The following is a 15,819-nucleotide window of genomic DNA, read 5'->3' on the forward strand; positions in this document are numbered from 1 at the left end:
TTCCAGACGGCCTGCGTTATTAACGATGTTCATTTATGCGCGCTCTTCAGCAATGAGGAAGGCATGCGGTTTTTCTCCACGGCAATAGATCCCCCACGCTTCGCGCAGCGCCCGTTCAAAGTTTTCAGCAACGTTAAAATCGGGTACATGGTCGACCGGGATCCGCTCCCGCATCCCCTGACGTATTTCAGCCAGCTCGGGAATACGTTTACTCCAGCCGGTGGCCCTGGAAATATAATCGGCTTCATCTGCCGCAATAAACTGCTCCAGCCCGTAAGAACGCATAATATCGACGCCCTGCTGGCAAGGTATGGTTGGGCCATTCATCGTCAATGTCGGCACGCCCATCCACGCCCCGTGATGCGTGGTCGTTCCGCCGCTGTAGGGGAATGCATCGAGCAAAATATCAATTTCATGATGCAGGGCCAGGTACTCGTCCAGTTCGACCAGCCCTCTGAAAAGCAGCCGGTCCTGAGAAATACCACGCTGCCTGAGACGTTTTGTCATGGCCGCGATCATTTCGGCGTCGGTCATGTTACCGATTAACAAGCGACCCTCAGGATAGCCCTGTAAAATAGCGGCCCACGCGTCCAGAACCTGGTCGTTTATTTTTTTAGAACGGTTAAAGCTGGCAAACGTAATATAGCCGTTGCGAAGCGCGGGCAACGGGTTAATGTCCGGGCTTCGCGGATGGGGCTGGAAGCTCTTACGCGTTGCGACGAACATCGCGTTTTCCACCAGCTGTTCTTCAAGCGCCGGCGACTGCGCCAGGCTCGATGAAAGCAGAATATAATCCATCTCCTTCATACCGGTCGTGCCGGGATAACCTATCCAGGTTATCTGGATCGGGGCCGGACGCAGGGCGAAGACCGGTAGCCGGTTGTAGGCGGTATGGCCCGATAAATCGAACAGAATATCGATTTTGTCTTCCGCTATCAGCTTCGCCAGCTCGATATCGCTGATGGCATCCACCTGGCGCCACAGGGTAGCGCTCTCGCGAAGGTGGCAGTAAACGTCATCCTCCTCGAGGAAAAGGGTGTTATAGGCAACCAAATCATATTGTTCACGATTGATGGCGTCCCAGTAAGGCAGCAGGAAATTGGCCACGGGGTGCTTGCGCAAATCACCGGAAACAAAGCCGAGCCGGAGCCTGCGCTGAGGCTCTCGGGAATTGCCGAGCGCAAGCTTAACCCCGCTCTCCTTAGCCCAGGCTGAAGCGCGACGACCAAATTCCAGATGCCTTTCCAGCAGTTCATCCGCCTTCACGCTGGCGTCGTGACTCATCACGAAGAGTAAATTGCTGAAGTAACCAAAATTGTAGTTACTGAGCTCGACGGCCTTTTCCATGAAATAGCGCGCCTCGGCCATTTTATGATTGTCACTCAGGACGATGCCGGTAAGACCAAGCGAGCTGGGGCCAGGGTGCTGGAAGCGCATAATTTCCCTGCAGCATTTTTCTGCCAGCGACATATCGCCATACGCATGATGCAGCGACGCCAGGCTGAGCCAGTAGTCAATATTCTTATTGTTGAGGCGAAGTAAGGTACGGACGATCTGCCGGGATCCGTAAAATTCACGCTTACGCTGGAGCACCGTGGCAAGATCGTAATAGATATCAAGGCTGGAGAAATAATATCCCATCAGCCTGCAGAGCGAGGCCAGAGCCTCGTCCCAGGCCGAGGTCAATACGCACGTTTTTGAGTAGCAGCGAAGCACGTGAATATTGTCGGGGTTTTTCTCCATTAATTCGCGGGCGTATTCCCGCGCCTCTTTAGAGCGTCCTTTTTGAATAAGGCCGTTCGCCCGCTCGTAAATCGCATCGACGGCCGGATCGGCTAATTCGGGTTCGGCATTGCCTTTCAGCAGCATTCCGCCCTGCGCCCTCTCGACGCTCAATAACAACAGCAGAGAAAGTTGCGATTTCAGCACGTCGAGCATGCCCGCTCGCAGGAAACGCTGGAGCTGTTTTTTCCAGGCCTCCGGCGAGCCCGTAAGCAACCCTTTAATCTTCAGCGCCGAGTAGTGTTCCCAGTTCGCCTGCCCTGCCCTGTTCATATCAAACCGCAGGTAATGCCACTCGTCGGGAGTCAATGAGACCCACTCTCCCCACAGGTTCATGAGGGGGATATTCTCTGCAGGACGCCCGGAGGGGAGTCGCCCTACCGGCACCAGCTCATCATGCGGCGCGGCGTTATATGCGCCAGGAGCGGTGCTCCAGAAGAAGCCATCAGCGCAGGTCATGAACAGCGTTTTCAGGGCTTCCCATACCGTCTGCTGGTAATCCTCCTGAGTTTCAGGGGCACGGCAGTTGAGCACCAGCTGTTCGAAGCTTAAGGACATTGGCCAGGCGTTACCCAGCAGTTCCATGATGCGGATAATAATGGCGTTGTCGGTACGAATGATTCGGCCGTTATTATTTCTGAATTCGTGCGGCGCTTTTGCGGGATCCACGTCCACCGGCACAAAGCTGCCGGCCCAGTGCAGGTTTTTGAGCTGGTCAAGATCCGGTTCGGCAGGAGGCGAGAGCGCGTTCAGATGACACAGCAGGGTGAAGCGTTCTTCTCGCTGCACGGCGTAGTCAAGATACTGCTGTGCCATCGTTCTGCTGGCACCGTCGCTGACGGCCTCCAGCAGCCGTGCCGTTGTCGGGTTATAGTAGCCTCCCAGCTCCGACTGCGGCAGTACGTCACCCAGATACTGCAAGCCCATCTGTTCGGCCTGCGCGCTGAAGTCAGCAAGCGTACAGGCTCCGTCGGTCGGGCTTAAGTAGGCCAGAACCAGCGCGTTGTCGTCCATTTCTTCAGCAAGCCGGACTTCATTCCTGAGCGGGCCCTCCTCCAGCGTTAACAGCATAAAGCTGAGCATGGCGCGGGCGGATGCCAGCAGGTCGCTTCCCTCTTCCGCTCGTTCAAGATGAAACCGTAACGCTTCTCCCAGCGTCAGGCGCGCAGAACTGCCGGGCAGTACGGACCATTTTATGGCGATAACGCCGCTGGGCGATAAATGCGCGTGACACCACTTCAGCAAGGCTTCCCGCTCGCTTTTCCCCAGAAAGGCAAAGGTCTGGTGAATAATGATGTAATCAAATTCGCCGGGATCGGCAGCCAGTAAATCCCCTAACCCCGCGGCAAAGAGCTCAACGTTCTGACATCCTAATTCTGCGGCATGCTGCTGCCCTTTCTGGATAGCCTCTTCATCAATATCCACGCCAATGGCGATACTCTCGGGGTACGCCCAGGCATGCATAATCAGGCGCGTTGCCGATCCGCAGCCCATTTCCAGGACGCGGGCAAACGCGGGCAGCGGCGCAGCCAGGTGATTAAGCCGCGCAGAGGCATGGAGGGACTCAGGGCTAACCCGATAGTAGGGATACAGTGTCGTCACGTTTATTCCAGATTCTCGTTATTACAGGCCAGGTTCAGCGCTGGTACTGGCGGATGAGCGCCGATTTATAGGCCTGACATGGCCCTTCTTCCTTTATCGTCACCCAGCTGAACGCCTCTTCACCCGCCTCGCTGTCCAGCATTACGCGACGCTCGGCTCGCATGATGGCGCGATGGTCTTCTGGCGACATGCAGTCCAGACAGGAAAAGAGTGCCACCTGCTCCAGGCCCGGCGCGTAGTTGCCGCTGGCCAGGTTATCGTCGATAAAGTGCGCCACCCGATCGAGATAGCGCTGCGCGACGCCGCCGGGTCTGGCGTAGATGAAACCGGCAAAGACCTCCTCCCAGAAAGGAGCCACTTCGGTCTGCAACAGCAGCAGCGGCGCGTCGGGCTCCGTCCAGGGCTTGCGCACCAGCACATTCGTGTTTATGGCAATAACGGGCGTATTGAAGGTCGCCAGGGCATGGCGCAGGAAAACGATACGACGGGCAGCGCTGACTACCGACGCGTCGGCGTTACTGGCTATTTTTTCATGGCTGGCAGAGAGGTTAAGTTCAGGAAGCTGTTCCCGAAGCGCCGTCAGGCTTGCTTTAACCGCGTCGCTACCGTTAAAAAGATGCAGGTGAACATCCAGCACGTCGCGGTTGGTGTCATACAGGGAGTACAGCATCGGTACGGCGTGTTCGAAATACTCCTCGCTATCGCAGGTTAACAACACCGTCGTTTTACCGGCTGAGGTTTTTTCAATCCAGTTTTCAAAGGCTCCCGCCTTCACCACGCCTTCACTTGCGTTCAGCGATCGGAAATCGATGTAAGAATCAGGAATGCCCCCGAGCCTGTAGATCCCACAGGCGATCATCAGCAGGGCCATGGGATCTTCGCCAATCAACGACGCATCCGCGGTCAGCGCCTGGATCACCACCATCGCCTGGTTGAAGTCGTTTTCCATTAAGCAGATCAGCAGCAGGATTTTCAGTACCGGGGCCGAGCTGCTCACCAGCGAAAGATTATTGTTTATTAAAAATAGCGCTGAACTGATTTCATTCACCCGGAATAACAGCTGAATGGCGGCGACAAGATAATTAATATTGCTGTCGGCTTTTAGGGCCGAGACGATATATTCGGTAAGCCGGGCGCGCTGGTCTGCGGATAATGCCTCTCCTTCGCCAGTGCGGGCGTCATTCAGCGCGCCGTTGGCCAGCACGATCGCGCACAGCATATTTTTTAAGGCCGCATCTTTTTCCGCCTTCAGCCCCGTTTCTGCCGCACGGATCGTCGGCTCGAGGGCGGTAATATTGGCGCTCTTAAAACTGAAGATTTCCGCCGCGATGTTTGCGGGCATAACGTCGGCTTCCGGGAGATCGATAAACCGGGTAAAGACATCCCGATAAAACTGACGCATAGCCCGGCTACGTGCGAATTCACTCATCTTATAACTCATCGGTAAACTGTCGTCAGACGACCGGAAAAAGAGATTTTAGGCAGAGTACCACTGCGCTACGGGGGGTGATGGCGGGAAAACGCTGCTAAATGCAGCCTTATTTTGCAGATTACGCGCGGGTATTTTTAAGGATAAATAGTGAAAAAAAAGGCTGCTGTTTCCAGCAACCTTTTTTACATATTTTGCGGCTATTAACGCAGCAGGGACAGCATCGCCTGTGGAACCTGGTTTGCCTGAGACAGCACGGAAGTACCAGCCTGCTGCAGGATCTGCGCGCGAGACATGTTAGAAACTTCAGTTGCGTAGTCAGCGTCCTGGATACGGGACTGAGCAGCAGACAGGTTAGTGATAGAGTTGTTCAGGTTGTTGATGGTAGATTCGAAACGGTTCTGAATCGCACCCATGTTAGAACGAGCGGTATCAATTTTAGAGATAGCGTTGTCTGCGGCAGTGATGAACGCTTTAGCAGTGCTGTTGTCGGTGATAGTACCGGTCAGGCCAGTGTCGAGGCTGGTTGCTTTAGCATTGATCAGTGCGCCAGTGGTGATAGCGATGCTATCAGTAGCGCCAGTACCCGCGCCAACCTGGATGTTCAGGGAAGCAGTCTGGCTACCGTCCAGCAGTTTTTTGCCGTTGAAGTTAGCAGCGCCAGCGATACGGTCGATTTCACCCAGACGCTGAGTGATTTCAGTGCTGATTGAGGTGTAGTCAGTGGTGCCGTTAGTATCGTTCGCAGCCTGAACAGCCAGCTCACGGATACGCTGTAAGTTGGAGTTGATCTCGTTCAGGTTACCTTCAGCGGTCTGAACCAGAGAGATACCGTCGTTAGCGTTACGTGCAGCCTGAGTCATCCCTTTGATCTGAGAATTCATACGGTTTGCAATCGCCTGACCAGCAGCGTCATCTTTAGAGCTGTTGATACGCAGACCGGAAGACAGACGCTCAATAGCGGTGCCCAGAGAAGACTGAGATTTGTTCAGGTTGTTCTGAGTGGTCAGGGACAACAGGTTAGTATTGATAACTGCCATAATTTTAATTCCTTCAAAAATGGTTTCTAGGGTCGGTGCCTAACACTCACGGCGTCTCTCACCGTCAACAAGGTTATCGACGCCCTGGCAGCAGACTTTAGAAAATATCGAAGAAAATATTTAATTTATTGTTTTATAAAGTTTTATTTACATTAAACCGGCGCCAGCACTAATTTAAGCATGCAAAATGACGACGCCTGACGCTGCCTGTATGCACGCTTATTACGCGATAAATTTTTTGGCTCGCCGTAAACTTTTTGCCAGCCTGGCCGATAAACGACTGAAACATCCATTGAGAAGGAATATTACATGGCGACAATCAGTAATCTCGGGGTGGGCATGCCCGGCCTGCAGGATCTGTACGATAAGCTCCAGGCTGCAGAAGAGACAAAATTAACGGCCATTGCCAAACAGAAAACGACTTACGACGCGCAAATTACCGGTTACGGCAAACTGCAAAGCGCCCTGACGACCCTGCAAACCGCAGCTGCCAAGCTGGCAAAAACGGATACCTGGAACTCCACGTCAATTAGCAGCACGAACACCGCGTTCTCGGCGGTCAGTACCTCCAGCGCCAACGTTGGCGATGTCACCGTCAACGTCAGCAAGATTGCGAAAGGCCAGGTTCTGACGACCGCGCCCGGCACCATTGACAGCAATACAAAGCAGTTAGGCGGCACAACCGGTTCCAACAGCCGAACCATTACCATCACCCAGGCAGGAGCCGACAGCAAGCCGCTGACGGTTACGCTTGCCGATGGCGACACGTCGCTGAACGGGATTGCGAAAGCCATTAACGCGGCCAACGGCGGCGTATCGGCAAGCGTGGTGAAGGCCGACGACGGCGACTACCGCCTGATGCTGACCTCTAAAACCACGGGTACCGATTCCGATATGACCGTAACGGTAACCGGGGACGATACGCTGAATGCCGTCATCGGCAGCGGAGCGCTTAACGAGCAGGTGAAGTCGCAGAATGCCGTCGTTAACGTGAACGGTATCCAAATTGTTCGCCAGAGCAATACCATCACTGACGCCCTGCCCGGGGTTACGTTAACCCTGAAAACGCCGAGCACGGCAGATGAAACCCTGACGGTAGCGCGCTCGACAGACGACAACAAAAAAGCCATTACGGAATGGGTGAATGCCTACAACGCGCTGCAGTCCACCATTGCCTCGCTGACCAAGTATGAGCCGCCTGCTGTGGGTGCAACCGCCCAGTCGTCGAACAACGGCGTACTCATGGGTGACAGTACTATCCGCGGAGTACAATCCGATCTGCGTGCTTTATTGACCAATGTGCAGAGCGGTTCGTATGCCATCATGGCGCAGCTTGGCATTACGCAGGACCCGGTTAAAGGTGCAGATGGCGCAATTGGCAACCTGAAGATCGATGATAAAAAATTAACCAAAATCCTCACGGAAGATCCTGCTGGCGTGCAGGCCTATTTTGTGGGTGACGGCAAAACGACCGGTTTCGCCACGCAGATGAATAACAAGCTGACCGATATGCTGAGCACCTCTGTCGGTAAAGAGGGCGTTATTCAGAATGCGAAGGACGGTATCAACGCCACGCTTAAGTCCATCGGTAAACGTTACGACGCGATGGAGCTGTCCATCGAAGCCACGATGGCGCGCTATAAAAAGCAGTTTAACGATTTGGATAAGCTGGTCACCAAATTCAACAGTACGGCCACTTATTTGAACCAACAGTTCAGCAGTAAGTAAGAAAGGAACCGATATGTATAGCAAATCTGGTGTACAAGCCTATCAGCAGGTAGGTCTTGAATCTGCTGTCTTGAGTGCCAGCCCGCACCAGTTGGTTGTCATGTTATTCGACGGTATCCATAGCGCGCTTATACGGGCGCGCCTTTTCCTTGAGCAAGGGGATATTCCCGCTAAGGGCGAGGCCCTGTCTAAGGCCATTAATATTATCGAAAATGGCCTGAAGGCAGGGTTAAATATGGATGTGGGGGGTGAACTTCCCCACAACCTTTCTGCGCTTTATGACTATATGGTACGCCGTCTGTTACATGCAAACCTGCGCAATGACATTGAGGCTATTACCGAGGTCGAGGCTCTTCTGCTCAATATTTCCGACGCCTGGAAGCAAATCGGCCCGGGTTATTCTCCCAAGCAGGATTAACTGTAATGAACGACTCCAGCTTATCCCTAAAAAAGTGGCATGCTCTTTATGCGCTTAGCAATACCATGCTAAGCCTTGCTCAATCCGGGAAATGGGATGAGCTAATCGATCGGGAGGTTACGTACGTTTCGCTGGTTGAAGAGATCAGCACGACCCCTTTTCCGCCTGACAGCAAGTACATTCAGGACCAGGCGATGGTTATCCTGAATCAGGTGCTTCAGAATGAACTCATTCTTAAAGAGTTGCTGCAGGAAAGAATGAGCGAGCTGAGCGGTCTTATTGCCCAAACCAATAAGCAAAAAAACGTCAACGTCACCTACGGCAGGCTTTCGGGCAACATATTATTTCCCGGAGAGATGAATCACTAATACACGTTAGCGATTCTTGATCCATACTCCAGAAGTCAGCCAAACGGCTTCTGGAGCACGGACGATGAAAAACCCCACCCTGTTACAATGTTTTCACTGGTATTACCCTGCTGGCGGTGAATTGTGGCGAGAGGTCACGGCATTAGCCCCCAATCTTAACGAAATCGGCATCAATATGGTCTGGTTGCCGCCTGCATATAAAGGCGCATCCGGAGGCTATTCCGTCGGGTATGACTCCTACGACCTCTTTGACCTCGGTGAGTTTGACCAGAAGGGCAGCATCGCAACGAAATACGGCGATAAAGCGCAGCTGCTGGAGGCCATAGACGCCTTAAAAAGCAACCAGATTGCGGTCCTGCTGGACGTCGTGGTTAACCACAAAATGGGCGCCGATGAAAAAGAGCCCGTGCGCGTTCAGCGCGTGGATGCCCAGGATCGCACGCAGATTGGCGATGAGATAATCGAATGTGAAGCCTGGACGCGCTACACCTTTCCGGTGCGGGCGGGCCAGTATTCGCAGTTTATCTGGGATTACAAATGCTTCAGCGGTATCGACCACATCGAGAACCCCAACGAAGACGGCATCTTCAAAATCGTAAACGACTACACCGGCGAGGGCTGGAACGACCAGGTCGACGACGAGATGGGCAATTTCGATTACCTGATGGGCGAGAACATCGATTTTCGTAACCATGCGGTGACGGAGGAGATCAAGTACTGGGCGCGCTGGGTAATGGAACAGACCCGCTGCGACGGCTTCCGCCTGGATGCGGTAAAGCACATTCCGGCGTGGTTCTACAAAGAGTGGATTGAGCATGTCCAGGAGGTAGCCGCGCAGCCGCTGTTTATCGTGGCGGAATACTGGTCTCATGAGGTGGATAAGTTGCAGCACTACATCAACCAGGTGGACGGTAAAACCATGCTGTTTGATGCGCCGCTGCAGATGAAGTTTCACGAAGCGTCACGCCAGGGCCGCGACTATGACATGAGCCAGATTTTTACCGGCACGCTGGTGGAAGCCGATCCGTTCCATGCCGTCACGCTGGTGGCCAACCATGACACCCAGCCGTTACAGGCGCTGGAGGCACCGGTTGAAGCGTGGTTTAAACCGCTGGCCTATGCCCTTATCCTGCTGCGTGAAAACGGCGTGCCGAGCGTGTTCTATCCGGATCTCTTTGGTGCCAGCTATGACGACACGGGGGGTGATGGCGAAACGTACCACATTGATATGCCAGTGATCGAGCAGCTCCACGAGCTGATCCTCGCCCGACAGCGCTTCGCCCACGGCGTGCAGACGCTCTTTTTCGACCATCCAAACTGCATTGCCTTCAGCCGCAGCGGAACGGAGGATAACCCTGGCTGCGTGGTGGTGCTGTCGAACGGTGAAGACGGCGAGAAAACGATCTGTCTCGGTGAGAATTACGGCAATAAAAACTGGCGTGATTTTTTGGGCAATCGCGAGGAAACCGTGACCACGGCGGCGGATGGTGAAGGAACGTTCTACTGTAACGGCGGAAGCGTCAGCGTCTGGGTCATTGAGGACGCGCTCTAGTACTGGAAAAGTGCGGCCTGATGCCCTCACCCCGACCCTCTCCCACGGGGAGAGGGAGCAAACCCTAAAAACGGCAATATAATTGCCGTTTTGCTTTTACCGTCAGGGAAGCTTGCTCTCCAGCGGATTTTTGCTCAGATAATCTGCGCACTCCACCGTTGGGCGATCGACCTTTTGCAGCTCCATACCGTCATATTCAAGCGTTGAACCGTCACGTTCGAGCGGATAGACGTCAAGCTTACGGGTCACGTTATAGTAGCTGTCCGAACGGAGCATGATCTTGCCCGGCACGGCTATTACCCGCTGCCACTGGCGGCAGTCAAGCGTATCCCCCTCTTGCGTCACCACCAGCGTGGCAATCGCTTCCGGGCTCACCATCGCACTCTGCGGCCCTTTCGACTGCCAGTAACCAGCCAGTTGAGAAGGTACCGGATGCTTAATCACTTCCTGGTAGTTATCGACCTGAACACATCCCGTTAGCGCCAGCATCGCAGCCACAATTGCTACTTTTTTCATCATCTTTCCTGCATGCGAAGAAAAAAATATTGTGGCATTAAAGCCATCAGGCTGCCAGCGCAAGATTGGCAATGATTACACCTGCATGCCCATCACTTCCTGATACGCCGACACCAGCTTGTTACGCACCTGCAGTCCCATCTGCAGTGACACCGACGCTTTTTGCAGATCGGCCATCACATCGTTGAGCGCCACGCCGGGTTCACCGAGGGTAAATTTTTCAGCCTGGGTACGGGCCGCGTTCTGCTTATCGCTGATCCGGTCCAGCGCCGCATGCAGCTGGCCGGCAAAGCTGATGCCAGGCTGCTGGTCAGCCACGTTCTGATTACGGGCCGTCATCGCCGCGGCCTGCAGCTGACTGATTACCCCTTCAATACCCTGTATAGCCATGACTCTCCCCTGGATGGTTTTTTACGGGGTCAAGACTAACAGCTTGTCAATAAGATAAAGGCGGTAAATAGCGTTAAAAAACCAGGTTATTTGACGCATAGAAAATCCCGAATCATCAAATAATGGCAGGGCCATCAGTATGGAACTTTTGTCGTGTTTGCCGACCCGGGAGTCAGTTTTGTTTCTCTACACGAATAACGTAAACCACCAGGATTTAAGAGGTGCGCAATGAGTGCGACAGCAGCATCGACAGCGCCACAGAATAAATCACTCGAGTGGATGAACCGCCTTCGCGCGAACCCTAAAATCCCGTTGATTGTGGCAGGCGCTGCCGCCATCGCGATCGTTGTTGCGATGGTCTTATGGGCAAAAAGCCCGGATTACCGCACGCTCTACAGCAATCTTTCCGACCAGGATGGCGGTGCCATCGTTACCCAACTGACCCAGATGAACATCCCGTATCGCTTTGCCGATAACGGCGGTGCGCTCGAAGTACCGGCGGATAAAGTGCACGAGCTTCGCCTGCGTCTTGCCCAGCAGGGGCTGCCGAAAGGCGGCGCGGTTGGGTTCGAGCTGCTGGATCAGGAAAAATTCGGCATCAGTCAGTTCAGCGAGCAGGTTAACTACCAGCGCGCGCTGGAAGGCGAGCTGGCCCGCACCATTGAGACCTTAGGCCCGGTGAAGAGTGCCCGCGTGCACCTGGCAATGCCTAAGCCGTCCCTGTTTGTCCGCGAACAAAAATCCCCTTCCGCCTCTGTGACCGTCAACCTCGAACCGGGCCGCGCGCTGGATGAAGGGCAGATCAGCGCCGTCACGCATCTGGTCTCCAGTGCGGTAGCCGGTTTGCCGCCGGGTAACGTCACGCTGGTGGATCAAAGCGGTCACCTGCTGACGCAGTCCAACAGCGCGGGGCGCGATCTCAACGACGCGCAGCTGAAGTATGCCGCCGATGTGGAAGGCCGCCTCCAGCGCCGCATCGAAGCGATCCTCGGTCCGGTTGTGGGTAATAGCAACGTGCACGCGCAGGTCACCGCGCAGATTGATTTCTCAAATAAAGAACAGACCGAAGAACAGTACAGCCCAAACGGGGATGCCTCCCGCGCCGTGCTGCGCTCGCGTCAAATCAACGAAACCGAACAGGTGGGCGGCCAGTATCCTGGCGGCGTGCCGGGCGCGCTCTCTAACCAGCCCGCGCCTGCTAACGCCGCGCCAATCTCCACGCCGCCGGCAAACCAGCAGAACGGTCAGCAAAACGCCCAGCAGACCACCTCTACGGCAAACAGCACAGGCCCGCGCAACAGCAGCCGTAACGAAACGACCAACTACGAAGTCGACCGTACGATCCGCCATACCAAAATGAACACCGGCGATATTCAGCGCCTCTCCGTTGCCGTGGTGGTGAACTACAAAACGCTGCCGGATGGAAAACCGCTGCCGCTCACCGCGGAGCAGATGAAGCAGATCGAAAACCTGACCCGCGAAGCGATGGGCTTCTCAGAAAAACGCGGCGATACCCTGAACGTCGTCAATTCCCCGTTCAGCGCGGTAGATGAAAGCGGCGGAGAGCTGCCGTTCTGGCAACAGCAGGCGTTTATCGACCAGCTGATGTCCGCGGGCCGCTGGCTGCTGGTGCTGATTGTCGCGTGGCTGCTGTGGCGTAAAGGCGTTCGTCCTCAGCTGCAGCGTCGTGCTGAAGCCGAGAAAGCCGCTAAGGAACAGATGAACACGCGTCAGGACGTGGAGGAAGCGGTTGAAGTTCGCCTCAGCAAAGATGAACAGCTTCAGCAGCGCCGGGCGAATCAGCGCATGGGCGCTGAGGTGATGAGCCAGCGTATTCGCGAAATGTCAGATAACGATCCGCGCGTTGTGGCGCTGGTCATCCGCCAGTGGATGGGTAACGAACATGAGTAACACGCTTACAGGCACCGATAAGAGCGTCATCCTGCTGATGACCATTGGCGAGGATCGTGCGGCAGAGGTGTTTAAACACCTCTCCCAGCGCGAAGTGCAAATTCTCAGCGCGGCGATGGCGAACGTGCGCCAGATCTCCAACAAGCAGCTGACCGAGGTGTTGTCCGAGTTCGAGCAGGAAGCAGAACAGTTCGCGGCGCTCAACATCAACGCCAACGACTACCTGCGCTCCGTGCTGGTCAAGGCGCTGGGCGAAGAGCGCGCCGCCAGCCTGCTGGAAGATATCCTCGAAACGCGCGATACCGCCAGCGGGATCGAAACGCTCAACTTTATGGAGCCGCAGAGCGCCGCGGATCTTATTCGCGACGAGCACCCGCAGATTATCGCCACCATTCTGGTCCACCTCAAACGGGGCCAGGCGGCCGATATTCTGGCGCTGTTCGACGAGCGCCTGCGCCACGACGTGATGCTGCGTATCGCCACCTTCGGCGGCGTCCAGCCAGCCGCGCTGGCGGAGCTGACCGAAGTGCTGAACAACCTGCTCGACGGCCAGAACCTCAAGCGCAGCAAAATGGGCGGCGTGAGAACGGCGGCAGAAATTATCAACCTGATGAAAACCCAGCAGGAAGAAGCCGTTATTACGGCGGTACGCGAGTTCGACGGCGAACTGGCGCAGAAAATTATCGACGAGATGTTCCTGTTCGAAAACCTGGTCGAAGTGGACGATCGCAGCATCCAGCGCCTGCTCCAGGAAGTGGATTCGGAATCCCTGCTTATCGCCCTCAAGGGTGCCGAGCAGCCGCTGCGCGAGAAGTTCCTGCGCAACATGTCCCAGCGTGCGGCAGATATTCTGCGCGACGACCTGGCCAACCGTGGTCCGGTGCGTCTGTCTCAGGTAGAGAACGAGCAGAAAGCGATCCTGCTTATCGTTCGTCGTCTGGCGGAAACCGGCGAGATGGTGATTGGCAGCGGAGACGACACCTATGTCTGATGAACTGTCGTGGAAGCGCTGGACGCCTGACGACCTCTCCCCCCCTGCCGCGGCGTTTACGCCCGCCGTCCTGTCATCCGACGAGGACGACACCGGTGCAGAGGAGGTGCCGGAGCTGAGCGAGGAGGAACAGCGCGCACAGATGCTGGCCCAGCTGCAAATGCAGGCTCACGAGCAGGGCTTTAACGCCGGGATGAGCGAAGGTCGTCAGACTGGCCACGCGCAGGGCTATCAGGAAGGGATGGCAAAAGGCTTAGAGCAGGGTATCGAGCAGGCGCGCCAGCAGCAGGCGCCGCTTCATGCCCGCATGCAGCAGCTGGTGAGCGAGTTTCAGCACACGCTGGACGCGCTGGACAGCGTCATCGCCTCGCGCCTGATGCAGATGGCGCTCGAGGCGGCTCGCCAGGTAATTGGCCAGACGCCGGTAGTGGATAACGCGGCGCTGATTAAGCAGATCCAGGCCCTGCTCCAGCAGGAGCCGCTGTTCAGCGGTAAGCCGCAGCTGCGCGTTCACCCGGATGACCTACAGCGCGTGGAGGAGAGCCTCGGCGCAACCCTGAGCCTGCACGGCTGGCGGCTGCGGGGCGACCCGTCGCTCCATCACGGGGGCTGTAAAGTCTCCGCCGATGAGGGTGACCTGGATGCCAGCGTCGCGACCCGCTGGCAGGAACTGTGTCGCCTGGCGGCACCGGGAGTCGTCTGATGACCGCACGCCTGACGCGCTGGCTCAACACGCTCGATAATTTTGAAACGAAGATGGCGCAGCTGCCGTCCGTTCGTCGTTATGGACGCCTGACGCGCGCCACCGGCCTGGTGCTGGAAGCGACGGGCCTGCAGCTCCCGCTCGGCGCCACCTGCGTGATTGAGCGTCAGGACGGCCTGGAGATGCGCGAAGTGGAGAGCGAAGTGGTCGGATTTAACGGCCAGCGGCTTTTCCTGATGCCCCTTGAGGAAGTGGAGGGCATTTTGCCCGGCGCGCGCGTCTACGCGAAAAACATCACCGGCGATGGGCTGCAAAGCGGCAAACAGCTGCCGCTCGGCCCGGCGCTGCTGGGGCGCGTGCTGGACGGAAGCGGTAAGCCGCTTGACGGCCTCCCCTCCCCCGACACCACCGAAACCGGGGCGCTGATCACGCAGCCGTTTAACCCGCTGCAGCGCACGGCCATCGAGCATGTGCTGGATACCGGCGTGCGCCCCATCAACGCCCTGCTCACCGTGGGCCGCGGGCAGCGTATGGGCCTGTTCGCCGGATCCGGCGTCGGTAAATCCGTTCTGCTCGGCATGATGGCGCGCTATACCCAGGCGGACGTCATCGTCGTTGGCCTGATCGGCGAACGCGGTCGCGAAGTAAAAGACTTCATCGAAAATATTCTGGGTGCGGAAGGCCGCGCCCGTTCGGTAGTGATCGCCGCACCGGCTGACGTGTCGCCGCTGCTGCGTATGCAGGGAGCCGCCTATGCCACCCGCATTGCGGAAGATTTCCGCGATCGGGGCCAGCACGTGCTGCTGATCATGGACTCCCTGACCCGTTACGCGATGGCGCAGCGTGAAATCGCGCTGGCCATTGGTGAGCCACCGGCCACCAAAGGCTATCCGCCGTCAGTCTTTGCCAAACTCCCGGCGCTGGTTGAACGCGCGGGGAACGGCATCAGCGGCGGAGGGTCGATTACCGCGTTCTACACGGTGCTGACCGAAGGCGATGACCAGCAGGATCCGATTGCCGACTCCGCGCGCGCGATCCTCGACGGCCATATTGTGCTGTCGCGCCGTCTGGCCGAAGCCGGGCACTACCCGGCTATCGATATTGAAGCTTCGATCAGCCGCGCGATGACGGCGCTGATTACCGAGAAGCATTACGCCCGCGTGCGTAACTTCAAACAACTGCTCTCCAGCTTCCAGCGCAACCGCGATCTGGTCAGCGTTGGGGCGTACGCCAAAGGCAGCGACCCGATGCTCGATAAGGCGATTGCCCTGTGGCCGCAGCTGGAGGCATTTCTGCAACAGGGTATTTTTGAACGCGCCGACTGGGATGATTCCATCCAGGCTCTGGAGCTGATTTTCCCGCAGGCGTAACACAGGTGGAGGGCGAAGG

13 protein-coding genes are annotated in these 15,819 nt (G+C 56.3%); 8 read left to right on the forward strand and 5 right to left on the reverse strand.

Features of this window, described 5'->3' with window-relative positions; all coding sequences use genetic code 11:
* Positions 1–33: 33 nt before the first annotated feature.
* The 3 genes from OWK27_RS10000 to OWK27_RS10010 all read right to left on the reverse strand — a co-directional run bounded on the left by OWK27_RS10000 (position 34) and on the right by OWK27_RS10010 (position 5,853).
* Entirely contained in the window at positions 34–3,384 is a 3,351-nt protein-coding gene (locus tag OWK27_RS10000; protein WP_267590317.1) for a bifunctional class I SAM-dependent methyltransferase/glycosyltransferase, read from the reverse strand.
* 34 nt (positions 3,385–3,418) lie between these two features.
* Entirely contained in the window at positions 3,419–4,813 is a 1,395-nt protein-coding gene (locus tag OWK27_RS10005; RefSeq protein ID WP_267590318.1) for a hypothetical protein, read from the reverse strand.
* Positions 4,814–5,016: 203 nt separating this feature from the next.
* A complete protein-coding gene (locus OWK27_RS10010; protein WP_047652381.1) occupies positions 5,017–5,853 on the reverse strand; it encodes a flagellin in 837 nt (278 codons plus the stop codon).
* A 309-nt stretch (positions 5,854–6,162) separates the two neighbouring features.
* Between OWK27_RS10010 and fliD the strand changes: the two genes are divergently transcribed.
* From fliD to amyA, 4 genes are all read left to right on the forward strand, one after another.
* The gene (gene fliD, locus OWK27_RS10015; RefSeq protein WP_267590319.1) at positions 6,163–7,581 is read left to right on the forward strand and encodes a flagellar filament capping protein FliD; all 1,419 of its coding nucleotides are present in this window, start codon (positions 6,163–6,165) and stop codon (positions 7,579–7,581) included.
* A 13-nt stretch (positions 7,582–7,594) separates the two neighbouring features.
* Positions 7,595–7,999, forward strand: a complete 405-nt coding sequence (fliS, locus tag OWK27_RS10020) for a flagellar export chaperone FliS (RefSeq protein WP_148418143.1) — start codon at positions 7,595–7,597, stop codon at positions 7,997–7,999.
* A 5-nt stretch (positions 8,000–8,004) separates the two neighbouring features.
* Positions 8,005–8,367, forward strand: coding sequence for a flagella biosynthesis regulatory protein FliT (fliT, locus tag OWK27_RS10025; protein WP_267590320.1), 363 nt, complete (start codon positions 8,005–8,007; stop codon positions 8,365–8,367).
* Between the two features lie 64 nt (positions 8,368–8,431).
* The gene (gene amyA, locus OWK27_RS10030) at positions 8,432–9,919 is read left to right on the forward strand and encodes an alpha-amylase (RefSeq protein WP_267590321.1); all 1,488 of its coding nucleotides are present in this window, start codon (positions 8,432–8,434) and stop codon (positions 9,917–9,919) included.
* A gap of 102 nt (positions 9,920–10,021) precedes the next feature.
* Here amyA and yedD read toward each other — a convergent pair whose 3' ends face one another.
* Positions 10,022–10,435, reverse strand: coding sequence for a lipoprotein YedD (yedD, locus tag OWK27_RS10035; protein ID WP_267590322.1), 414 nt, complete (start codon positions 10,433–10,435; stop codon positions 10,022–10,024).
* A 75-nt stretch (positions 10,436–10,510) separates the two neighbouring features.
* Entirely contained in the window at positions 10,511–10,825 is a 315-nt protein-coding gene (gene fliE / locus OWK27_RS10040; protein ID WP_148418149.1) for a flagellar hook-basal body complex protein FliE, read from the reverse strand.
* A gap of 228 nt (positions 10,826–11,053) precedes the next feature.
* On the opposite strand from fliE, the gene fliF reads away from it, so the two are divergent.
* From fliF to fliI, 4 genes are read left to right on the forward strand one after another with little or no spacing between them, the layout of a single operon-like run.
* Positions 11,054–12,736 carry a flagellar basal-body MS-ring/collar protein FliF gene (fliF, locus tag OWK27_RS10045; RefSeq protein ID WP_267590323.1) on the forward strand — a complete coding sequence of 561 codons (1,683 nt, stop codon included), beginning with the start codon at positions 11,054–11,056 and terminating at the stop codon, positions 12,734–12,736.
* Positions 12,729–13,727, forward strand: a complete 999-nt coding sequence (fliG, locus tag OWK27_RS10050; RefSeq protein WP_148418151.1) for a flagellar motor switch protein FliG — start codon at positions 12,729–12,731, stop codon at positions 13,725–13,727. The genes fliF and fliG overlap by 8 nt, the downstream gene beginning before the upstream one ends.
* The gene (gene fliH / locus OWK27_RS10055) at positions 13,720–14,430 is read left to right on the forward strand and encodes a flagellar assembly protein FliH (RefSeq protein WP_148418152.1); all 711 of its coding nucleotides are present in this window, start codon (positions 13,720–13,722) and stop codon (positions 14,428–14,430) included. The genes fliG and fliH overlap by 8 nt, the downstream gene beginning before the upstream one ends.
* The gene (fliI, locus tag OWK27_RS10060; RefSeq protein WP_148418153.1) at positions 14,430–15,800 is read left to right on the forward strand and encodes a flagellar protein export ATPase FliI; all 1,371 of its coding nucleotides are present in this window, start codon (positions 14,430–14,432) and stop codon (positions 15,798–15,800) included. Before fliH ends, fliI begins: the two co-directional genes overlap by 1 nt.
* The last annotated feature ends 19 nt before the right edge of the window (positions 15,801–15,819 follow it).

The organism is Enterobacter cloacae complex sp. 2022EL-00788 (assembly GCF_026627565.1).
GTDB lineage: Bacteria > Pseudomonadota > Gammaproteobacteria > Enterobacterales > Enterobacteriaceae > Enterobacter > Enterobacter pasteurii.

Coding starts and splice junctions, on each gene's coding strand:
- OWK27_RS10005 (WP_267590318.1), bottom strand. CDS start 4,813: ATGAGTGAATTCGCACGTAGCCGGGCTATGCGTCAGTTTTATCGGGAT.
- fliE (WP_148418149.1), bottom strand. CDS start 10,825: ATGGCTATACAGGGTATTGAAGGGGTAATCAGTCAGCTGCAGGCCGCG.
- fliH (WP_148418152.1), top strand. CDS start 13,720: ATGTCTGATGAACTGTCGTGGAAGCGCTGGACGCCTGACGACCTCTCC.
- fliI (WP_148418153.1), top strand. CDS start 14,430: ATGACCGCACGCCTGACGCGCTGGCTCAACACGCTCGATAATTTTGAA.
- OWK27_RS10010 (WP_047652381.1), bottom strand. CDS start 5,853: ATGGCAGTTATCAATACTAACCTGTTGTCCCTGACCACTCAGAACAAC.
- fliS (WP_148418143.1), top strand. CDS start 7,595: ATGTATAGCAAATCTGGTGTACAAGCCTATCAGCAGGTAGGTCTTGAA.
- fliF (WP_267590323.1), top strand. CDS start 11,054: ATGAGTGCGACAGCAGCATCGACAGCGCCACAGAATAAATCACTCGAG.
- fliG (WP_148418151.1), top strand. CDS start 12,729: ATGAGTAACACGCTTACAGGCACCGATAAGAGCGTCATCCTGCTGATG.
- amyA (WP_267590321.1), top strand. CDS start 8,432: ATGAAAAACCCCACCCTGTTACAATGTTTTCACTGGTATTACCCTGCT.
- yedD (WP_267590322.1), bottom strand. CDS start 10,435: ATGAAAAAAGTAGCAATTGTGGCTGCGATGCTGGCGCTAACGGGATGT.
- fliD (WP_267590319.1), top strand. CDS start 6,163: ATGGCGACAATCAGTAATCTCGGGGTGGGCATGCCCGGCCTGCAGGAT.
- fliT (WP_267590320.1), top strand. CDS start 8,005: ATGAACGACTCCAGCTTATCCCTAAAAAAGTGGCATGCTCTTTATGCG.